We start from the raw sequence: 16753 nt of genomic DNA, 5'->3' as shown, positions 1-16753 counted from the left end.
CCCGCCGCGCGCAGGCTTGGATAGCCTGGCGGTGGTGCGCCGCGCGCCGCCCGCGCGCTCCCGAGAGCCCGCCCGCGCGGCCGCCCCCATGGAGGTAGCCGATGAAACTTCGCTTGTTTGCGCTCCTTGCGCTCGCCGTTCCTTCCGCGACGCTCCTGTCGCCGCGCGAGGCGCTCGCCTGCGGCGGGTGCTTTGCCCCGCCCACCGAGACGACGGTCGTCAACGCGCACCGGATGGTGCTCTCCGTGTCGCCCGTCCAGTCGGTGCTCTGGGATCAGATCCAGTACTCGGGCGATCCGAGCGCGTTCGGGTGGGTGCTCCCGGTGAAGCGCGGAGCGATCCTCGAGGAAGGGTCGAATGCCTGGTTCGAGACGCTCGACGCGGCCACGTCGGTGCGCATCACCGCGCCGAGCTCCACCTGCGCCCGGAGCGGCGGGGGCTGTGGCTCGACCCTCGGCTCCGCGGACGCGGCGGGGAGGGCGTTCGGCGGCGATGACGTCGTGGTGCTTCACCGCGGCACCGTCGGTCCGTACGACACCGTGACGCTCGCGACCGACACGCCCGGCGTGCTGAACGCGTGGTTCGACAAGAACGGCTTCAACGTCGACGAGTCGACGCAGCCGATCATCGACGCCTATGTCGACGAGGGCTTCGACTTCATCGCCATCAGGCTCCAGCCGGGCAAGGACGTGAAGGAGATGACGCCGGTGCGGGTCGTCACGCCGGGGGCGAACCCCGCGCTCCCGCTCCGGATGGTCGCCGCCGGGACGGGCGCGAACGTCGCGATCACCCTCTTCACCATCAGCGAGGCGCGGCTCGCCCCCGAGGGGTTCGCGGCCGCCGCCGTCCCCATCGACCTCCTCGCGTGGGACTTCGCCTCGCAGGAGTCGAACTACGGCGTGCTCCGCGAGAAGGCGATCGCGGCGGCCGACGGCGGCCGCGCGTTCCTCACCCCCTACGCGCAGCAGGGCTCGCTGTTCTCGCCCGTGTCGAGCCCCGCGGCGCCGTTCGGCGTGCGCTACACGACGAGCGGCTCGACCACCCCGGTCGACACGATCGCCGCCGCGTTCGCCCAGCAGGGGCTCGCCAACGGCGAGACCGGCGAGGTCCAGGACTCCGCGTGCGCCGTGCGCTTCGCCGAGATCGCGACCGAAAGCCGCGCCGTGGCGAACCCGTGCCCGGCCGGCGTCCCGCTGTCCGATCCGAGCTGCGGGGAGGTCGCCGCCGACCAGATCGACGCGCGCGAGCTCGCGTGCGGGGCGCTCGACGACCTCGCGATCGCGATGGTCGGCCTGCACCCGAAGGACGTCTGGCTGACCCGCCTCGAGGCGAACCTGCCGCGCGCCGCGCTCGACACGGACCTCGTCCTGAGCCCCGCGCCGCAGGAGCGGGTCGACAACTGGCTGCGCGCCCGCGTCAGCGTCCACGCCGACGTGCTCTGCGGCGCGGCGATCCCGGTCCTCGACGGCGACCGCCCCTCGCGGACCCGCGGGCAGGGCACGCTCGTGGGCATGACGCTCGGCGCCCTCGCCGTCGCGGCGGCGCTCGCCCGTCGCGGCGCGCGCCGCTTCGCCTCCCGCCCGGCCTGACCGGCGCTCAGACGCCTTCGTCCCGCGTCCTGGCCCGGGCGACGGGCAGGCCGTGGCCCTGCTCCGGGACGATGGTGAGAGCGCCGTCCGCCTCCAGGATGGCCCATCGCACCTGGGAGAGGCGCTCCAGCCCGCTCTTGTGCATCTCGGACAGGATCTCCTCCGGCTGGATCCGCTCGCGATTGCACGCCTCCTCCAGGATACGGCCCTTCGCGACCAGCACCGTGGGCGAGCCGTCGATGACCTCGGACGCCTTCGGGAAGAGGTGCGTCAGGAGGGACGTCAGGAACACGAGCACGAGGACGGTGGACACGCCCGCGAGCGCGTTCGCGAGCGACGCCTCGCGGACGAGGGCCTGCGAGACGATCTCGGGGATCAGCATGAGGGTGACGAGCTCGAACGGCGACATCGAGCTGAGCTCGCGCTTGCCGAGCACGCGGAACGCGGCGGCGAGGAACACATAAACAACGGCGACGCGGGCGACGGTCTCCATGGTGATCTCAGGGGAAGATGAACGTGCGGAGCGGCACGTGGACGCCGCGCTCCCCACCGCACGACAGGGTCGCGTTGCCCGACGCGAGCCAGCTGCGCTCGCCGCGGAGCTCGATGTCGATCCGGCGGCGCTCGCCGGGCGCGAGGTCGCCCAGCGCGAAGCGCCCGAACGCCGCCTCTGCAGGCGTGGTGTGGTGCTCCTCGAAGCTGTCCAGGTAAGCCTCGTCGATCGTGAGCGCGGCCCCCCGGCAGGGCTCGCCCGCCGTGTTCTCCACGTCGAGCGTGACCCGCTCCATGTCGCGGAAGCGCATCCGCTCGGGGTAGGCGACGCGGAGGGTGAGCCCCTGCGCCGTCGCCTCGCGCGTCTGCAGCGCGTGCATGAACAAGGCGCTCGCGGCCACGCAGGCGAGCGCGAGCGCGCCGATCGCGTGCAGGGGATCCAGGGCGAGCCGGCGCCGCAGGGGCGGCGCGGACGGCGGTGTGGGCTCGGGTTCGGACGGCGCCCGGCGCGACCTGGTGCGCGTCCGGGCGGGCCGAGGAGCGGAGAGCTCGCGGGTGGCGGGGATCATCGCGCCCACGCCGTTCAAGACTGGTGCCGCGGCCCGCTCGCGCACGCGCGGCCCGCTCGCGCACGCGCGGCCCGCTCGCGAGGGCGGCCGCTGCGCCGGAGAGGCCGCTTGCCCCGCAGGCACCGCGGACGGCGCCGTGAGCGTGGCGCTTTGCCACGTGGTGAGCCTCCTCCAGCCGACATCCCTGCGCGATCGCGCTTTGGCGATGTGGCACACGGGCTGCTTGAGCCACGGCGGTGAGCGCGCGGGCCGCTGTGGCAATCGAGCTGCAGCCGCCCGGCGTTCGGGACTCGACATGACCTGCTCGGCGCCGACGTTTCCAGGCTCCAGGGCGGACTCCAGCACCGCTCGCGCTGCGGCAGGGGGCGCTCTCCACACGACGCGCCTCCTCCCCGGGATGAAATGGGTGCTCGAGTCGCTCCTCGATGACATCGCGCTCGCCCGGGAGCGGATATGGATCTCCACGTACATCTACCGCAACGATCTCATGGGTCGTCGCTTCGCCGACGCCTTCGCGAGCGCCGCGCGGCGCGGCGTGGATGTCCGGCTCCTGTACGACGCGCTCGGCAGCCACACGACGCCGGCGGCGTTCTTCGAGGACATGCGGGCTCGCGGCATCCGCGCCCGCGCCTACAGGCCGCTGGGCGCCGTGCTCCGCGGGGGCGCCCTGTTCCCGCGGGAGCACTCGCGCATCGTGGTGATCGACGGCGCCGGGTACGTCGGCGGCGCTGCGTGGGCCGACGAGTGGCTGCCGCGCGACGAGGGCGGCGACGGCTGGCACGAGGTCTGTAGCCGGGTGATGGGGCCCTGCGTGACCGACATGGCGCGGGCGTTCGAGTGCCGCTGGATGCTCGCCAACGAGGCCGCGGGGCGCTCCTTCGATTACTGGACGGGCGGCGTCTACGACGACGTGGAGTTCATCACCGACGCGCCCACGCCGCCCGCGGTCATCTACGAGCGCCACATCGCGCGGGTGCGCGCGGCGAGGCGGCGGGTGTGGATCGAGAACGCGTACTTCTGCCCTCCGCGCGGGCTCGAGCGCGAGCTCATCGACGCCGCGCGCCGCGGGATTGACGTGAAGATCATCGTGCCGCGCGACTCCGACCTTCCGGCCATCCGCCACGCGAGCCTCGCGCGGTACCCGTCATGGCTGGAGAACGGGCTCCAGATCCACGAGTTCCTCCCGTCGATGCTTCACGCGAAGTTCGCGGTGATCGACGACGACTGGGCGACGGTGGGGACCTTCAACGCGAACTCGACGAGCCTGAGGTGGGTGAGCGAGGCGAACCTCATCGTCAAGCAACCCGCCTTCGTGAGGGACGCGGCCCGCCTGTTCGAGCAGGACCTCGGGCGGAGCGAGGCTGTACGCCTCGACAACCTGCCCAGGCACGGCCTCTTCGCGCAGGCGCGCAACGCGCTGTGGAGCTTCGGCCTCGACCTGGTGGAGCCTCGCCATGCGGCCGCGCTCCCCGAGGCCGAGCGTGAGGGCGGGTTCCTGCAGGCGCTCGGCGTCTAGAACACCGATCGCGTTGAAACCCCGAGAATTTTCACAGGGAGGCGAGGAGGCGGGGAGGAAGAAAGAATGAATTTCTTTCTTTTGCCGTCTCTCGCTCCCCGCCTCCCCGTCTCCCTGTGAATTCCTGCTTTTTCTCGTGGTTTCAACCCGTGTCGCTCTAGCCCGCGCGCCGGGCCGGCGTCCGGGCCGCTACGGCGCCGCTGGAGCGCTCGAGGAGCCCTCCGCTGCGCCGGCATCCGCGGCCGGCGGCGCCTCGTCGGCGGTCGCCGGACGATGGACGCCCTGCTCCTTCTCGGCCGCCCCGGCGTCATCGTAGACCTCCACGGCGCTCGTGGGCGCCTCGGCGGCCGGCGGGCAGGCCGCTTCCCCGCCTTCCTGGCCTCCGCCAGCCGGACAGGCGGCGCTTCCTGGCGCCTGCGCCGAGCCGGCGGAGACCGGCTGCGCAGACGAGGCCGGCGCCTCCGCGCCCGCGCTGGACCCGGACGAGCCGGGCGGCGGGCTCGCCGCTGGCGCCGGCGGCTTCCCGGTCGCGGCAGGCGCGTTCGCCGCCGGCGCCGCGATCGCAGCCCGCGCGGCGGCCGCGACCGGCGCCTGAGGCGCGGAGACCGCGGCCTTCACCGCGCGCGCCGGGCGCGATGTCGTGGGTCCGACCGGCGGCGCCGCGCTCCCCTGCGCCACGCCGGCCGGAAGGGAGCTCGCCACGAGCGGTGGCTGCGCCGGAGACGGCGCCGCGGCGACCATCGCCACGGGCTGGACCAGCGGCGCCGGCATCGACTCGCCCGCGCGACCCGCCGTGCCCAGCGCGACGCTCCACACCGCCGCTCCCGCCAGGGCCACGAGCCCGGCCGCCGCGACGGCGCGGAGCGGAAAGCGCTCCCGCCACGACGACCGCGGCGACGGAGACGCCGCCCCCGGCAGATTCACCATCGCGGTCGCCTCGGACCACGCGCGCTCCCCGCTCTCCTCGATCCCCTTGCGCTCCACCGCCCCCGGCGCGCCGTGACCCGCCGCAGCCGCCGCCCCCGGCGCGGCCGCCATGGGCACCTGCAGCTCCAGGGAGTCGTCCGCGCGGCGCGAGTGCAGCGTCGGCGCGGAGCTCACCGCGTTCAGCCGCGGCGACGGCGACGGGATCTGGCTGGCCCGCTCGTCCAGCCATTGCGCGCGGAGCGACGCGCCGCACACGTCCTCCGAGACTCCCCTCGAGACAAGCCACGTCGCGAGCGCGCTGCCCAGCTCGCGCATGCTCCCCCAGCGATCCGCCGGATCCTTGCGCAGCCCGCGCTCGATGATCGACCACAGCGCCGGATCCGAGCCGCAGCGCTCGACGAGCGAGCGCACCGGATCCTGGATGATCGCGCGCAGCGTCCCGAACCCCTGCTCCCCGGCATACGGGGTCTCGCCCGCGATCGCCTCGTACAGCATCGTGCAGAGCGCCCAGATGTCCGCGCGATGATCGATGTGGCCTTGCCCGAGCGCCTGCTCCGGCGGCATGTACTGCGGAGTCCCGATCACGGCCGCGCCCGTCGATCCGGACTCGGGCTCGGTCCACGTCACCTTCGCGATCCCGAAATCGACGACCTTGGGCCTTATCCGCCCGTCGCCCTGATTCGCGAGCATCACGTTGTCCGGCTTGAGATCCCGGTGAACGACGCCCCGCTCGTGGGCCGCGTGCATCGCGCTCGCGACCGGCAGCAGGATCGCCAGCGCCACCTCGGGAGCGAGCCGGCGCTCGCGGCAGAGCACGTCCCGGAGTGCCTCGCCCTCCAGGAGCTCCATCACGATGTACGGGGTGCCGCCCGCGGTCTTGCCGAGATCGAAGACACGCACGATCCCGGGGTGGCTGAGCTTCGCCGCGGCCCGCGCCTCACGCAGCAGGCGCTCGGCGATCGCGGGAGAGCGCATCTCCGGCCGCAGCACCTTGATGGCCACATTGGCCTCGAGCGCCGTGTTCGTGGCGACCCAGACAGACCCCATCGCGCCCTCTCCCGCTTTGCGGAGGAGCTGGTACTTCTCGCCCACCACCGTGTCGACCTCGAAGCATTCCCCTGAGGTGTGCTCGAACGCCTGGGTCATGTTGCTCGACATGCGCTCTCCTGCCGTCTGCTCCGGCCATCCGCCGCTCGCCACGCGACGGCACGCGCCGAGTCTGGAGCATCGCGTGTGCCAGGCGATCCGCTCGGGGAGCTCCTGAACGCCTGCACGGGCGCGTCAGCGGCAGCGCGCCTCAGCGAGGCAAGTTGCCACGTGCCTTCCGCCTTCCCGCGACCGCTCAGATGAAGCTGTCGTAAGGACGCCGCTGCGAGCTCTCGCTCCGGACGTCCTCGGCGCCGGCGTACTCGAGGATCAATTCCAGAATCTCTGCGTCTCGCTCGGAGGAAGCATTTACGCCCACGAGGATCGCGCCTTGTCGTAGGCCGCTGTCATAGATGCTCGCCCGGTGCTCGGGAATGCCGGCGCTGACGAGCGCGTCGACGAGCCCGCCTGCCGCGCCGCCCACGCCAGCTCCGGCGAGCGCGGCCTCGATGGGCCCCGCCGCCACGAGCCCCAGGCCAGGGAACGCCACGCTCGCGCCGAGCACCACGAGCGCGATCGAGGCCGCCCCCGCCGCCCCGCCGACGTCCGCCGTCGCGCCCGCGGTTCCGTCCACGGCGCGCTGGTCGTGCCCCGCATCGCTCATGACAAGGCTGATGGCGTCACGCGTGTATCCACAGCTCATCACGCGCTCAACCGACCTTTCGGCGTCCGACCGTGTCCTGACGAGACCGGTCACCAGCTTTGGCCTCACCTACAGCTCCTTTCCTGATGAACGTCCTCTCGCGCGCGCCCTGCCTGTATTCTGGAAACCCACATCGTCACAGCAGGTCACAGCAGGCGGCATGCCAAAGGAAAATGCGGGAAATGCTCGGTACTCCGCGCAGTCGATCGCCCGTGTGCCGCGCAAGAGCTTGCGCAGGTGCGCCACACTGAGGCGTCGTTGCAGCGCAGACGAAACCGCCGGGCGTGCTCGGGGGTGATCGCGGGTGTTGTGTGGAGAGCGGCGGTGACGGGAGATGAAGCGAGCTCAGCGATGCAGCCAGATGCGGAGCTGCGCCAGCAGCTGCTCCGTGTCGACCGGCTTCGAGGTGTAGTCGGTCGCGCCCGCCTCCAGGCACTTCTCCCGGTCGCCTTTCATCGCCCTCGCCGTGACGGCGATGATCGGCAGCGTCTGGAATGCCGGCTGTTTGCGGATTGCGCGGATCGTGTCGTATCCGTCCATCTCCGGCATCATGATGTCCATGAGCACGACGTCGATGCCGCTCGTGCTCGCCAGGCGCTCGATGGCGGCCTTCCCCGTGTCGGCGGTGAGGGTGCTCATCCCGTAGCTCTCGAGGACGGTCTTCAGCGCATAGATGTTGCGGAAATCGTCGTCGACGATCAGCGCACACTTGCCGGAGAGCGCGGCGGCCGACTCGTGGAGATGCTCCACGATGAGCCGCGCCGGCTCCGGCAGATCCGAGACCCGGCGGTGCAGCGCGAGCGTAACCTCGTCGAGCAGGCGCTCTCTCGACTGGACATGCTTCACGGGCAGCTTCTGCGCCAGCCGGGAGAGCTGCGCCTCGTCGTCCCCGGCGACGCCGGCCGGCGCGTACACGATGGCCGTGAGATCGGCGAAGCGCCCTGCGCGATCGAGGCGCTCGATGAGCTCGAGGCCGGGCATGTCCGGCAGGCGCAGGTCGATCACGATCGCGTCGAACGCCTCGCGATCGAGCGCTTCGAGCGCCTCCTGGGCCGTCGTCGCGCTGGCGACCGTGACCTCCTCGTCCCCGAGCAGCTCGGTCACCGGGGCGAAGGAGGCCTCGTCCGGCGCGACCACGAGCAGCCGGCGCCGCGGCGAGCCGATCAGCCCGGCGAGCCGCGCGAACGCCTCGTCGAGCGCCGTCCTGCTGCTGAGCGGCTTGTTGAGCAGGCCCACCGCGCCCATCCGCCGCGCGCGGCTCCGCTCCTCCTCCGTCTCTGTCGTGATCACCTGGACCGGGATGTGCCGCGCCGAGAGGTCGCGCTTCAAGCAGTCGAGCACGCGCCACCCGTCGACGTCGGGCATGTTGATGTCCAGCGTGATCGCCGCGGGCTGGATCTCTCGCACCACCGAGAGCGCGGTCGCGCTGCGGAGCGCGACGACCGCCTTGAAGCCGTGCTCCCGCGCGACATCCACGAGGAAGCGGGCGAACACGGTGTCGTTCTCCACGATCAGGATCGCGCGGTCGCCGGGGCGGACGCTCTCGCTGTCGTCGATGATCTGGACGTCCGCGCTCGCGGACGTGCGATCCGACGGCCGGCTGCTGTGGACGGCATCATCGATGGACGGCGGCGCGTCGAGGACGTGAGTCGGCTGCCGCCGCGCCGCCCGCACGGGCCGGAAGGTGCGCGGCAAGTAGAGCGTGAACGTGCTGCCGCGTCCCGGCGCGCTGACCAGCGTGAGATCGCCGCCGAGCATCCCCGCGATCTCCCGGCTGATCGCGAGCCCGAGCCCTGTGCCGCCGTACTTGCGGCTCGTGCTGCCGTCCGCCTGCTGGAACGCCTCGAAGACGATCTGCTGCTTGTCCGGCGCGATCCCGATCCCTGTGTCATGGACGGAGAGCGCGATCACCACATCGGACCGGCTGAGCACTTCGTTCTCACGGCTCCAGCCGCTGCGGGCCACTGTCACCTCCAGGACCACCTTGCCGCGCTCGGTGAACTTGAAGGCGTTGGAGAGCAGGTTCTTGAGCACCTGCTGCAGCCGCTTCGCGTCGGTGAACATCGACGTTGGCAGCGTCGACGAGAAGGAGAGCTCGAAATCGAGCTTCTTGGCCTCGGCGACGTGCCGGAACGTGCGACGCACGTAGTCCGAGAGGTCCGTGAAGCTGATCTCTCCGACGTCGACGACGACGGTGCCCGACTCGATCTTCGTGAGATCGAGGATGTCGTTGATGAGCCCCAGGAGATCGGTGCCTGACGCGTGGATCGTCTTCGCGTACTCGACCTGCCTCGCCGTGAGGTTCTGGTCGTTGTTCCTGGAGAGCTGGTCCGACAGGATGAGGAGGCTGTTCAGCGGGGTCCTGAGCTCATGGGACATGTTCGCCATGAACTCCGACTTGTACTTGGAGGTGAGGGCGAGCTGGCGCGCCTTCTCCTCCAGGGCCTGGCGGGCCTGCTCGACCTCGTGGTTCTTCCGCTCGACCTCCACGTTCTGCTCCGCCAGGAGCCGCGCCTTCTCGCCGAGCGCGGCGTTCGTCTCCTGGAGCTCCTCCTGCTGGCTCTGGAGCTCGCGCGCCAGCGACTGGGACTGCTTGAGCAGGTCCTCGGTGCGCATGTTGGCCTCGATCGTGTTGAGCACGATGCCGATCGACTCGGTGAGCTGGTCGAGGAACGCCTGGTGGGTCGGGCTGAAGCGCTCGAGCGACGCGAGCTCGATGACGGCCTTCACCTGCCCCTCGAAGAGCACGGGCATCACGATGATGTTGACCGGGGGCGCGTCGCCGAGGCCGCTCGTGATCGTGATGTAGTCGTGGGGCGCGTTGACGAGGAGGATCTTCTCCTTCTCGAGCGCGCACTGCCCGACGAGCCCCTCGCCCAGCTTGAACTGGTTGTCGACGTGCTTGCGCTCCTTGAACGCGTAGCTCGCGAGCAGCTTCAGGACGGGCTCCTCGCGGGAGGCATCCATGATGTAAAAGACGCCCTGCTGCGCCGTGACGACGGTGGCGAGCTCGGACAGGATCCTCCGGCCGACGGTGAGCAGATCCTTCTGCCCCTGGAGCATGCGCGAGAACTTGGCGAGGTTGCTCTTGAGCCAGTCCGTCTCGCTGTTCTTCAGCGTCGTGTCCTTGAGGTTCCGGATCATCTCATTGATGTTGTCCTTCAGCGCGGCGACCTCGCCCTGCGCCTCGACCTTGATGGACCGGGTGAGATCGCCCTTGGTCACGGCGGTGGCGACCTCGGCGATCGCGCGCACCTGCGTGGTGAGGTTCGCCGCGAGCTGGTTCACGTTGTCGGTGAGGTCCTTCCACGTGCCGGCCGCGCCGGGCACGCTCGCCTGCCCGCCGAGCTTGCCCTCGACGCCGACCTCGCGCGCCACCGTCGTCACCTGATCCGCGAACGTCGCGAGCGTCTCGATCATGCCGTTGATCGTGTCCGCTAGCGCGGCGATCTCCCCCTTGGCGTCGACGACCAGCTTGCGCTTGAGATCGCCGTTGGCGACCGCGGTCACGACCTTGGCGATGCCGCGCACCTGGTTCGTCAGGTTGCCGGCCATCGAGTTCACGTTGTCGGTGAGGTCCTTCCAGGTGCCGGCGACGCCGCGGACGTCGGCCTGCCCGCCGAGCTTGCCCTCGGTGCCGACCTCGCGGGCGACGCGGGTGACCTCGGAGGCGAAGGAGCGGAGCTGATCGACCATCGTGTTGATGGTGTTCTTGAGCTCCAGGATCTCGCCCTTCACGTCGACCGTGATCTTCTCGGAGAGATCGCCGTTGGCGACGGCGGTGGTGACGGCGGCGATGTTGCGCACCTGGGAGGTGAGGTTGCCGGCCATCGAGTTGACGGAGTCGGTGAGGTCCTTCCAGGTGCCTGCGACGCCGCGGACGTCGGCCTGCCCGCCGAGCTTGCCCTCGGTGCCGACCTCGCGGGCGACGCGGGTGACCTCGGAGGCGAAGGAGTTGAGCTGATCGACCATCGTGTTGATGGTGTTCTTGAGCTCCAGGATCTCGCCCTTGACGTCGACGGTGATCTTCTTCGAGAGATCGCCCTTGGCGACGGCGGTGGTGACGGTCGCGATGTTGCGCACCTGGGCCGTGAGGTTCGACGCCATCGAGTTGACGGAGTCGGTGAGGTCCTTCCAGGTGCCTGCGACGCCGCGGACGTCGGCCTGCCCGCCGAGCTTGCCCTCGGTGCCGACCTCGCGGGCGACGCGGGTGACCTCGGAGGCGAAGGAGTTGAGCTGGTCGACCATCGTGTTGATGGTGTTCTTGAGCTCGAGGATCTCGCCCTTGACGTCGACGGTGATCTTCTTCGAGAGATCGCCGTTGGCGACGGCGGTGGTGACGGCGGCGATGTTGCGCACCTGGGAGGTGAGGTTGCCGGCCATCGAGTTGACGGAGTCGGTGAGGTCCTTCCAGGTGCCTGCGACGCCGCGGACGTCGGCCTGCCCGCCGAGCTTTCCCTCGGTGCCGACCTCGCGGGCGACGCGGGTGACCTCGGAGGCGAAGGAGCGGAGCTGATCGACCATCGTGTTGATGGTGTCCTTGAGCTCGAGGATCTCGCCCTTGACGTCGACGGTGATCTTCTTCGAGAGATCGCCCGTGGCGACGGCGGTGGTGACGGCGGCGATGTTGCGCACCTGGGAGGTGAGGTTGCCGGCCATCGAGTTGACGGAGTCGGTGAGGTCCTTCCAGCTGCCGGCGACGCCGCGGACGTCGGCCTGCCCGCCGAGCTTGCCCTCGGTGCCGACCTCGCGGGCGACGCGGATGACCTCGGAGGCGAAGGAGCCGAGCTGCTCGACCATCGTGTTGACGGTCTTGGCGGTCCGGAGGAACTCGCCGTCGAGCGGCCTGCCGTCCACCTCGAGGGCCATGGTCTGCGAGAGATCGCCCTTGGCCACGGCGCCGATGACGCGCGCCGTCTCGGCGGTGGGGTGGACGAGATCGCCGATCAGCGCGTTGATGCACGCGATCTCGTCGGCCCAGGCGCCGCTCACCTCGCCGATGAAGGCGCGCTGGGAGAGCTTGCCCTCCTTGCCGACCGCGCGGCTCAGGCGGGCGAGCTCCTTCGCGAGCTTCTCGTTGCGCTCGACGACGTCGTTGAACGTATCGGCGATCTTCCCGTCGAGCCCGAGCCAGTGGACGGGCAGCCGCACCGAGAAATCGCCCTTCTTCAGGCCCGTCAGCGACATCAGCAGCGTCCGCCGGTCGAGCTCGTCGCTCTCGAGCGGCGCGGCGGCGCGGGGGGGCTCGGCCGGGCGGGCCTTCCTCGCGCGCGCGGCGCCGTGCTGCAGCCCATTCCCGGACGCGGCCTTCTTGCTCTTGCCATTGCCGGCTCTCGCCTTGCGGGCTGCCTTGTCGAGGTCGCTTCGCTGCTCCATGCCGCTGTTCTCCTGGTCCCGCCTGCGGACAGGACCGATCGGTCACTAAGGAAAATGAGCGCGCCCCCCGGGCGCGGAGGGGCCCAGGGGGGCTGGAGGCCGTCGGACCCCGTGCCCCGGCGCGATCCCAGGGCGCCGCGCGAGAGGACGGCAGGAGGACAGGCCCTCTCGCCTGCATGGCGGTCTCATCGGTCGAGGCTGCGCTGGGGCTCCGCGCGACGCTCCCCGCCGCCGAGGAGCGGGGCCCTCGCTGAAAGGCCGCGAGGCGGCCGTCGGGGTCCCCTCGGGTTCAGGCTTCATGGCACGTCGGCCATGCGCTTCTGCTCCCACCGCGCAGCAGCATGGGCTCGTCTTACTAGCAGGCGCTCAGCCGGGCAAGCTTCGCGCCACGCGCAGCACGCAGCGCGCGCGTGCGGCGCGCAAGGCGCGCGCGTCCGCGGCGCGCGGTCGGCTGAGCGCGCGCCTGAAACCGCGGCGGGACACCGCGGGAAGGGGCCGCTGCGCCGGCGCGGCGGCCCTCCGAGCCGGCGCCTCAGGCCACGTCGGATTTGGGCGAGCGGCGCCTCGTCGGGAGATCGCTCGGCTTGTTGCGCGGCGTGATGATGCTGTAACGCCCTGCCTCGCCCACCCTCTCATGGACGCCCGACTCCATGGCATCTCTCGCGGTCCTGAGCGGCGGCAGCCATCGCGACACGTTCGCGAGGCACGAGGTGCGCTCGGGAAAGGGAGAGTGACGGGGGGGCGGCCTCTCCGTCGCTCCGCGCAGCGGCCGCTCCGAAGCCGCGTCGTGCGGCCGCTCTTCGGCGGCGTCATGCGGCCGCTCCGGTGGCCCGTCATACGGCCGCTCCACGGCGGTGTCGTACGGCCGCTCCGCGGCGGCGTCGCACGGCCGCTCCGGGGTCGCGCTGTGCGTCCGCTCCGAGGGGGACCCGTGCGGCGGTGCGAACGGTGCGGCGCTCTGCGCAGGGAGCGTGCCGGAGGACGCGCGCCGCTTCGCGGTCGTCGCGGCGATCCGGTGCCGGAGATCCTCGACGTGCTTCGCGAGCCGCTCGGTCTCCTGCGTGAGCCGCGTGAAATCCTCCTCGGTGAGCCGAGTGAAATCATCGACCTGGCTTCTGCGCTCTGACATAAACGATCCTTTGCCGCGTCTCGTCAGCCGATCTCGACGCCCCGTCGGCTCCGCTGCACCTCCGCTTGCGTCTGCACGCCGCATGCCGCGCCGCTCGGGTCGGTCGCACGCACCCGGCGGGGTCGAGCGACGCTGGCGCGGATCGCCCCAACGGGGCGTGCCTGCCTCCATCCGTCCTCGCGATCTCTCGTCGGCGAGCGGCAGGGATGTGGCTGGACACGCGGGGGAGGGTTCGGCGGCACGCCCTGTGCCGTGGGGACGCCGCACACACGATAGATGAGCCCGGCGCGCCTCGCCCGGTGGCAGACCTCTCCGCCGCTCTCCAGAGCGCGGCGGGGAGGCCCGTGTCCCTGGGCTCCAGGCCACGGAGGCGCGCGCGGCGCTGGTGCGCTGGTGAAGGAGTGGATGCATGCAGAACTCGAACTTTGAATCGCTCGGCGCCCGGCTGGGGATCCCGGGGGATGGCGTGTGGCCGTGGGTGATCGTCGCGGCGAGCGTTCCGGTCGGCTTCGGGCTCGCTCGGATCGCCGCGAGCGTCTTCCGGCGCGCCGGTCTGGTCGTCGCGCGACGGACCGCGACGCCGTGGGACGAAAAGACACTCGACGCGGCAATCGGCCCCGTGACCCTTTGTCTCGGGGTCGTCCTGACAGCGGGCCTCGCCAAGCTCACGCGGCTCGGCCAGGGCCTCGTGACCGATCTGCGGTCGCTCCTCTCGGCGCTGTTCATCGGCGGGGTGGCGTGGCTCCTACTGCGCATCGTGGGGATCCTCACGGAGGTGCTGGACGCGCGCGCCCTGCGTCACCTCGAGGAGGGGAGCGAGTCGTCCCGCGGGCTCCGCACCCAGGCGCGCGTGCTCGAGCGGGTCGCGCGGGTGCTCATCGTGATCGTGGCGAGCGCGCTCGTGCTCCTGAACTTCGAGGCGGTGAGGAACGTCGGCGTCTCGTTGCTGGCGTCGGCCGGCATCGCGGGCGTCGTGCTCGGCCTCGCGGCGCAGAAGCCGGTCGGCGCGATCCTGTCGGGCCTCCACATCCTGTTCACCCGCCCCATCGACCTCGGCGACAAGGTCGTGGTGGACGGCGAGTTCGGGACGATCGAGGAGATCCGGCTGACCCACGTGGTCGTGAAGATCTGGGACGAGCGGCGGCTCATCGTCCCGACGGCGAGGCTCCTTGACCAGTCGTTTCAGAACTGGACGAAGCACGGGGCGGAGAAGCTGGGCACCGTCGAGATCTACGTCGATTACCGGACCCCGGTGGACGCCCTGCGGCGGCATTTCGAGTCGATCCTCCCGAGCAGCGAGCTCTGGGACGAGCGCGCGAAGGCCGTTCAGGTCACGAAGGTGACAGAGCGCACGATCGAGGTGCGTTTGCTCGTCTCGGCGCGCGATCCTGGGCAGCTGTTCGATCTGCGGTGCTGGCTTCGCGAGGAGATGCTCCGCTGGGTCCAGGAGCAGGAGGGCGGCGCGTACCTGCCGCAGGAGCGTTTGACCCGGAGCGCCTCTCACTCGGAAGCGGCAGAGGGTCGTGGTCCGGCCTCGGGCCGCGCGCGCCGGGCTGGAGCGGGCGACAGGCTGCCCGATGTGGCGCCGTGACGGTGGGCGCCCACCATGTAGCGGAACGCCACACCGCGGCATTCAGGCGACGTGCGATGAGCCCGGCGCATCCGCTGCGCGCCTCGGGAGTGTCGGAGGCCGGTCCAGGCCCTGCCGCAGGCGCTCCGACGCGATGACGACGCGATGACGACCAGCGCCGCGGAATAGCCCTTCAGGCCAGTCGCGCCCTGCCCGATCGCCAGGAATGGCTCCGCGCGCCGCCCCCTCGCAAGCGAGGCGCAGGAAAACGGCACATGATTTGCAGTAAAATCAGAAAGATCTGGGACAAGTGCCCGTCAGCCGAGCGGTCGATCGCGCGACGAGGTGTTCGCCACGCCCCGGGGAGGAGGCAGTGGCACGTCGGAACTGCGCCTCGCGCCATGTGCAGGTGCCTGCGGGAACCCAGGAGCAAGACACCATGAAGTCGGTCATCAGGATCACGCGGCTCGGCGGTGTTGATGTATTTGCGCATGCGGCGTTCGGCCTGCTGCTCCCGATCGGGGCGCTCCAGTGGGCGCGGCACGGCTGGAGCGGCGCGCTCTTCGGCTGCGCGCTGGGCGCGGCGCTGCTCGGGTGCGTGGCGCTGCAGGCGCTCGTGCGTGGGATCGTGGCGAGGCAGCTCGGGCTGAGGCTGCGGGAGATCCTGCTCTCGCCGCTCGGCCCGATCGTCAGCCGCTCGCGTCCTGCTGTGGGACGGGCGCAGGGCCGCGCGCTCGGCCTCGCGGCGAACGTGGCCTTTGCGGTGCTCTTCGTTCTGGCCGTCGAGGCCCAGCACGGGGTGGGCGAGCTCGGGTGGATCTCGGTCCTTCAGGCCGCCGAAGCGCCCTCGCGCGAGGCCGCGAGCGTGTGGATCGCCAGCGCGAACCTGGGGATCGCCCTGCTCGGCCTGCTGCCGGCGTTGCCGCTCGAGGGGGGGCGCGCGCTGCGCGAGGCGCTCTCGCCGCTCACCGGCGCCTGGCTCGCGACGTCGATGACGGCTGCGCTCGGGCAAGCGGCGGCGGCGGTGCTGTTCTTCATGGGCCTGTTCGGCGGTCAGCTCGTCGTGGCTGCGCTGTCGGCGCTCCTCTTCGTGGAGGCGCGGCGGGAGTGGAGCGCGGCGCAGGCGGTGATGGCGCCCGCGGCGCCGCCCGAAGAGCCTCCGAGCGAGGGCAGGGCGGTCCAGCTGTGGCCTGGCGAGCTCGTGGGCGACGCCGCGCCGCGGATCCTCGCGAGCCAGGAGCCGGACTTCCCGGTCGTCTACGAGGACCGCGTGATCGGGGTCGTGACGCGCACGGACGTCATGCGCGCGCTGGCCGCCGGCCGGGAGGGGTCGTTCGTCGCATGGATCATGCGCTGCGACGTGCCCCGGGTGGCGGCGGACGTGTCGCTCGACGAGGTGGGGCGGCAGATGATCGAGAAGAACACGCCGGTGGTCGCCGTCTTCGACGGAGAGAGCTACCTCGGGCTCGTCAAGCACTCGGACATCGCGGGCGCGCTCACGCGCGGGGGCGGGGGTCGGCTCGGGAGGATCCACCTGGCTCCTCAGGTCGGCTCGGCATAACCGCGTTAACCAATTCGCGCCGCGTCCTCCCACCTCCGAACGTTTACGTGGTCGTGGTCGTTTACGTGGTCGTGGTCGTTCACGGCTTATCGTTGACGACCACGACCACGACCGCGTTCACGTTCACGTTTGCGCTGGTGACCGATGATGGGGTAGAGGGGGGCGGGGTTGGTGCCCTGAGCGTGACGGAACGAGCGTTGGTTAACGCCTAGGGCACCGAACAGCTTGGAAACCA

At 71.1% G+C, this 16753-nt stretch carries 10 protein-coding genes; 4 read left to right on the top strand and 6 right to left on the bottom strand.

Annotation, left to right across the window (positions count from 1 at the left end):
• The first annotated feature begins 101 nt into the window (after positions 1-101).
• Positions 102-1589: a DUF2330 domain-containing protein gene (locus WME97_RS27740; RefSeq protein WP_437541650.1), complete on the top strand. Its 1488-nt coding sequence runs from the start codon at positions 102-104 to the stop codon at positions 1587-1589.
• A gap of 7 nt (positions 1590-1596) precedes the next feature.
• Here the strand turns inward: WME97_RS27740 and WME97_RS27735 are convergent, their stop codons facing one another.
• Entirely contained in the window at positions 1597-2082 is a 486-nt protein-coding gene (locus tag WME97_RS27735; protein WP_437541649.1) for a DUF421 domain-containing protein, read from the bottom strand.
• A 7-nt stretch (positions 2083-2089) separates the two neighbouring features.
• The gene (locus WME97_RS27730) at positions 2090-2650 is read right to left on the bottom strand and encodes a hypothetical protein (RefSeq protein WP_437541647.1); all 561 of its coding nucleotides are present in this window, start codon (positions 2648-2650) and stop codon (positions 2090-2092) included.
• Between the two features lie 397 nt (positions 2651-3047).
• Between WME97_RS27730 and WME97_RS27725 the strand changes: the two genes are divergently transcribed.
• Positions 3048-4166, top strand: coding sequence for a phospholipase D-like domain-containing protein (locus tag WME97_RS27725; protein ID WP_437541645.1), 1119 nt, complete (start codon positions 3048-3050; stop codon positions 4164-4166).
• 189 nt (positions 4167-4355) lie between these two features.
• Here WME97_RS27725 and WME97_RS27720 read toward each other — a convergent pair whose 3' ends face one another.
• The 4 genes from WME97_RS27720 to WME97_RS27705 all read right to left on the bottom strand — a co-directional run bounded on the left by WME97_RS27720 (position 4356) and on the right by WME97_RS27705 (position 13387).
• The gene (locus tag WME97_RS27720; protein ID WP_437541643.1) at positions 4356-6251 is read right to left on the bottom strand and encodes a serine/threonine-protein kinase; all 1896 of its coding nucleotides are present in this window, start codon (positions 6249-6251) and stop codon (positions 4356-4358) included.
• 184 nt (positions 6252-6435) lie between these two features.
• Positions 6436-6843, bottom strand: coding sequence for a hypothetical protein (locus tag WME97_RS27715; RefSeq protein WP_437541641.1), 408 nt, complete (start codon positions 6841-6843; stop codon positions 6436-6438).
• Positions 6844-7227: 384 nt separating this feature from the next.
• A complete protein-coding gene (locus WME97_RS27710; RefSeq protein WP_437541639.1) occupies positions 7228-12258 on the bottom strand; it encodes a HAMP domain-containing protein in 5031 nt (1676 codons plus the stop codon).
• Between the two features lie 532 nt (positions 12259-12790).
• On the bottom strand, positions 12791-13387 hold the full coding sequence (locus tag WME97_RS27705) for a hypothetical protein (RefSeq protein ID WP_437541637.1): 597 nt from the start codon (positions 13385-13387) through the stop codon (positions 12791-12793).
• A 409-nt stretch (positions 13388-13796) separates the two neighbouring features.
• On the opposite strand from WME97_RS27705, the gene WME97_RS27700 reads away from it, so the two are divergent.
• Together WME97_RS27700 and WME97_RS27695 are read left to right on the top strand one after the other, a co-directional pair.
• Positions 13797-14978 carry a mechanosensitive ion channel family protein gene (locus tag WME97_RS27700; protein ID WP_437541635.1) on the top strand — a complete coding sequence of 394 codons (1182 nt, stop codon included), beginning with the start codon at positions 13797-13799 and terminating at the stop codon, positions 14976-14978.
• 418 nt (positions 14979-15396) lie between these two features.
• Positions 15397-16518 carry a CBS domain-containing protein gene (locus tag WME97_RS27695; protein ID WP_437541632.1) on the top strand — a complete coding sequence of 374 codons (1122 nt, stop codon included), beginning with the start codon at positions 15397-15399 and terminating at the stop codon, positions 16516-16518.
• The last annotated feature ends 235 nt before the right edge of the window (positions 16519-16753 follow it).

Origin of the sequence: Sorangium sp. So ce367, from assembly GCF_051520455.1 — a bacterium.
Classification (GTDB): Bacteria; Myxococcota_A; Polyangia; order Polyangiales; family Polyangiaceae; genus Sorangium; species Sorangium cellulosum_B.
Note: the sequence above shows the minus strand (reverse complement) of the source record. Positions and strands in the feature narration are given on the sequence as shown.

What these genes read in the sequence shown, in the direction of transcription:
- WME97_RS27740 (WP_437541650.1), top strand. Translation starts at nt 102, where the DNA reads ATGAAACTTCGCTTGTTTGCGCTCCTTGCGCTCGCCGTTCCTTCCGCG.
- WME97_RS27735 (WP_437541649.1), bottom strand. Translation starts at nt 2,082, where the DNA reads ATGGAGACCGTCGCCCGCGTCGCCGTTGTTTATGTGTTCCTCGCCGCC.
- WME97_RS27730 (WP_437541647.1), bottom strand. Translation starts at nt 2,650, where the DNA reads ATGATCCCCGCCACCCGCGAGCTCTCCGCTCCTCGGCCCGCCCGGACG.
- WME97_RS27725 (WP_437541645.1), top strand. Translation starts at nt 3,048, where the DNA reads ATGAAATGGGTGCTCGAGTCGCTCCTCGATGACATCGCGCTCGCCCGG.
- WME97_RS27720 (WP_437541643.1), bottom strand. Translation starts at nt 6,251, where the DNA reads ATGTCGAGCAACATGACCCAGGCGTTCGAGCACACCTCAGGGGAATGC.
- WME97_RS27715 (WP_437541641.1), bottom strand. Translation starts at nt 6,843, where the DNA reads ATGAGCGATGCGGGGCACGACCAGCGCGCCGTGGACGGAACCGCGGGC.
- WME97_RS27710 (WP_437541639.1), bottom strand. Translation starts at nt 12,258, where the DNA reads ATGGAGCAGCGAAGCGACCTCGACAAGGCAGCCCGCAAGGCGAGAGCC.
- WME97_RS27705 (WP_437541637.1), bottom strand. Translation starts at nt 13,387, where the DNA reads ATGTCAGAGCGCAGAAGCCAGGTCGATGATTTCACTCGGCTCACCGAG.
- WME97_RS27700 (WP_437541635.1), top strand. Translation starts at nt 13,797, where the DNA reads ATGCAGAACTCGAACTTTGAATCGCTCGGCGCCCGGCTGGGGATCCCG.
- WME97_RS27695 (WP_437541632.1), top strand. Translation starts at nt 15,397, where the DNA reads ATGAAGTCGGTCATCAGGATCACGCGGCTCGGCGGTGTTGATGTATTT.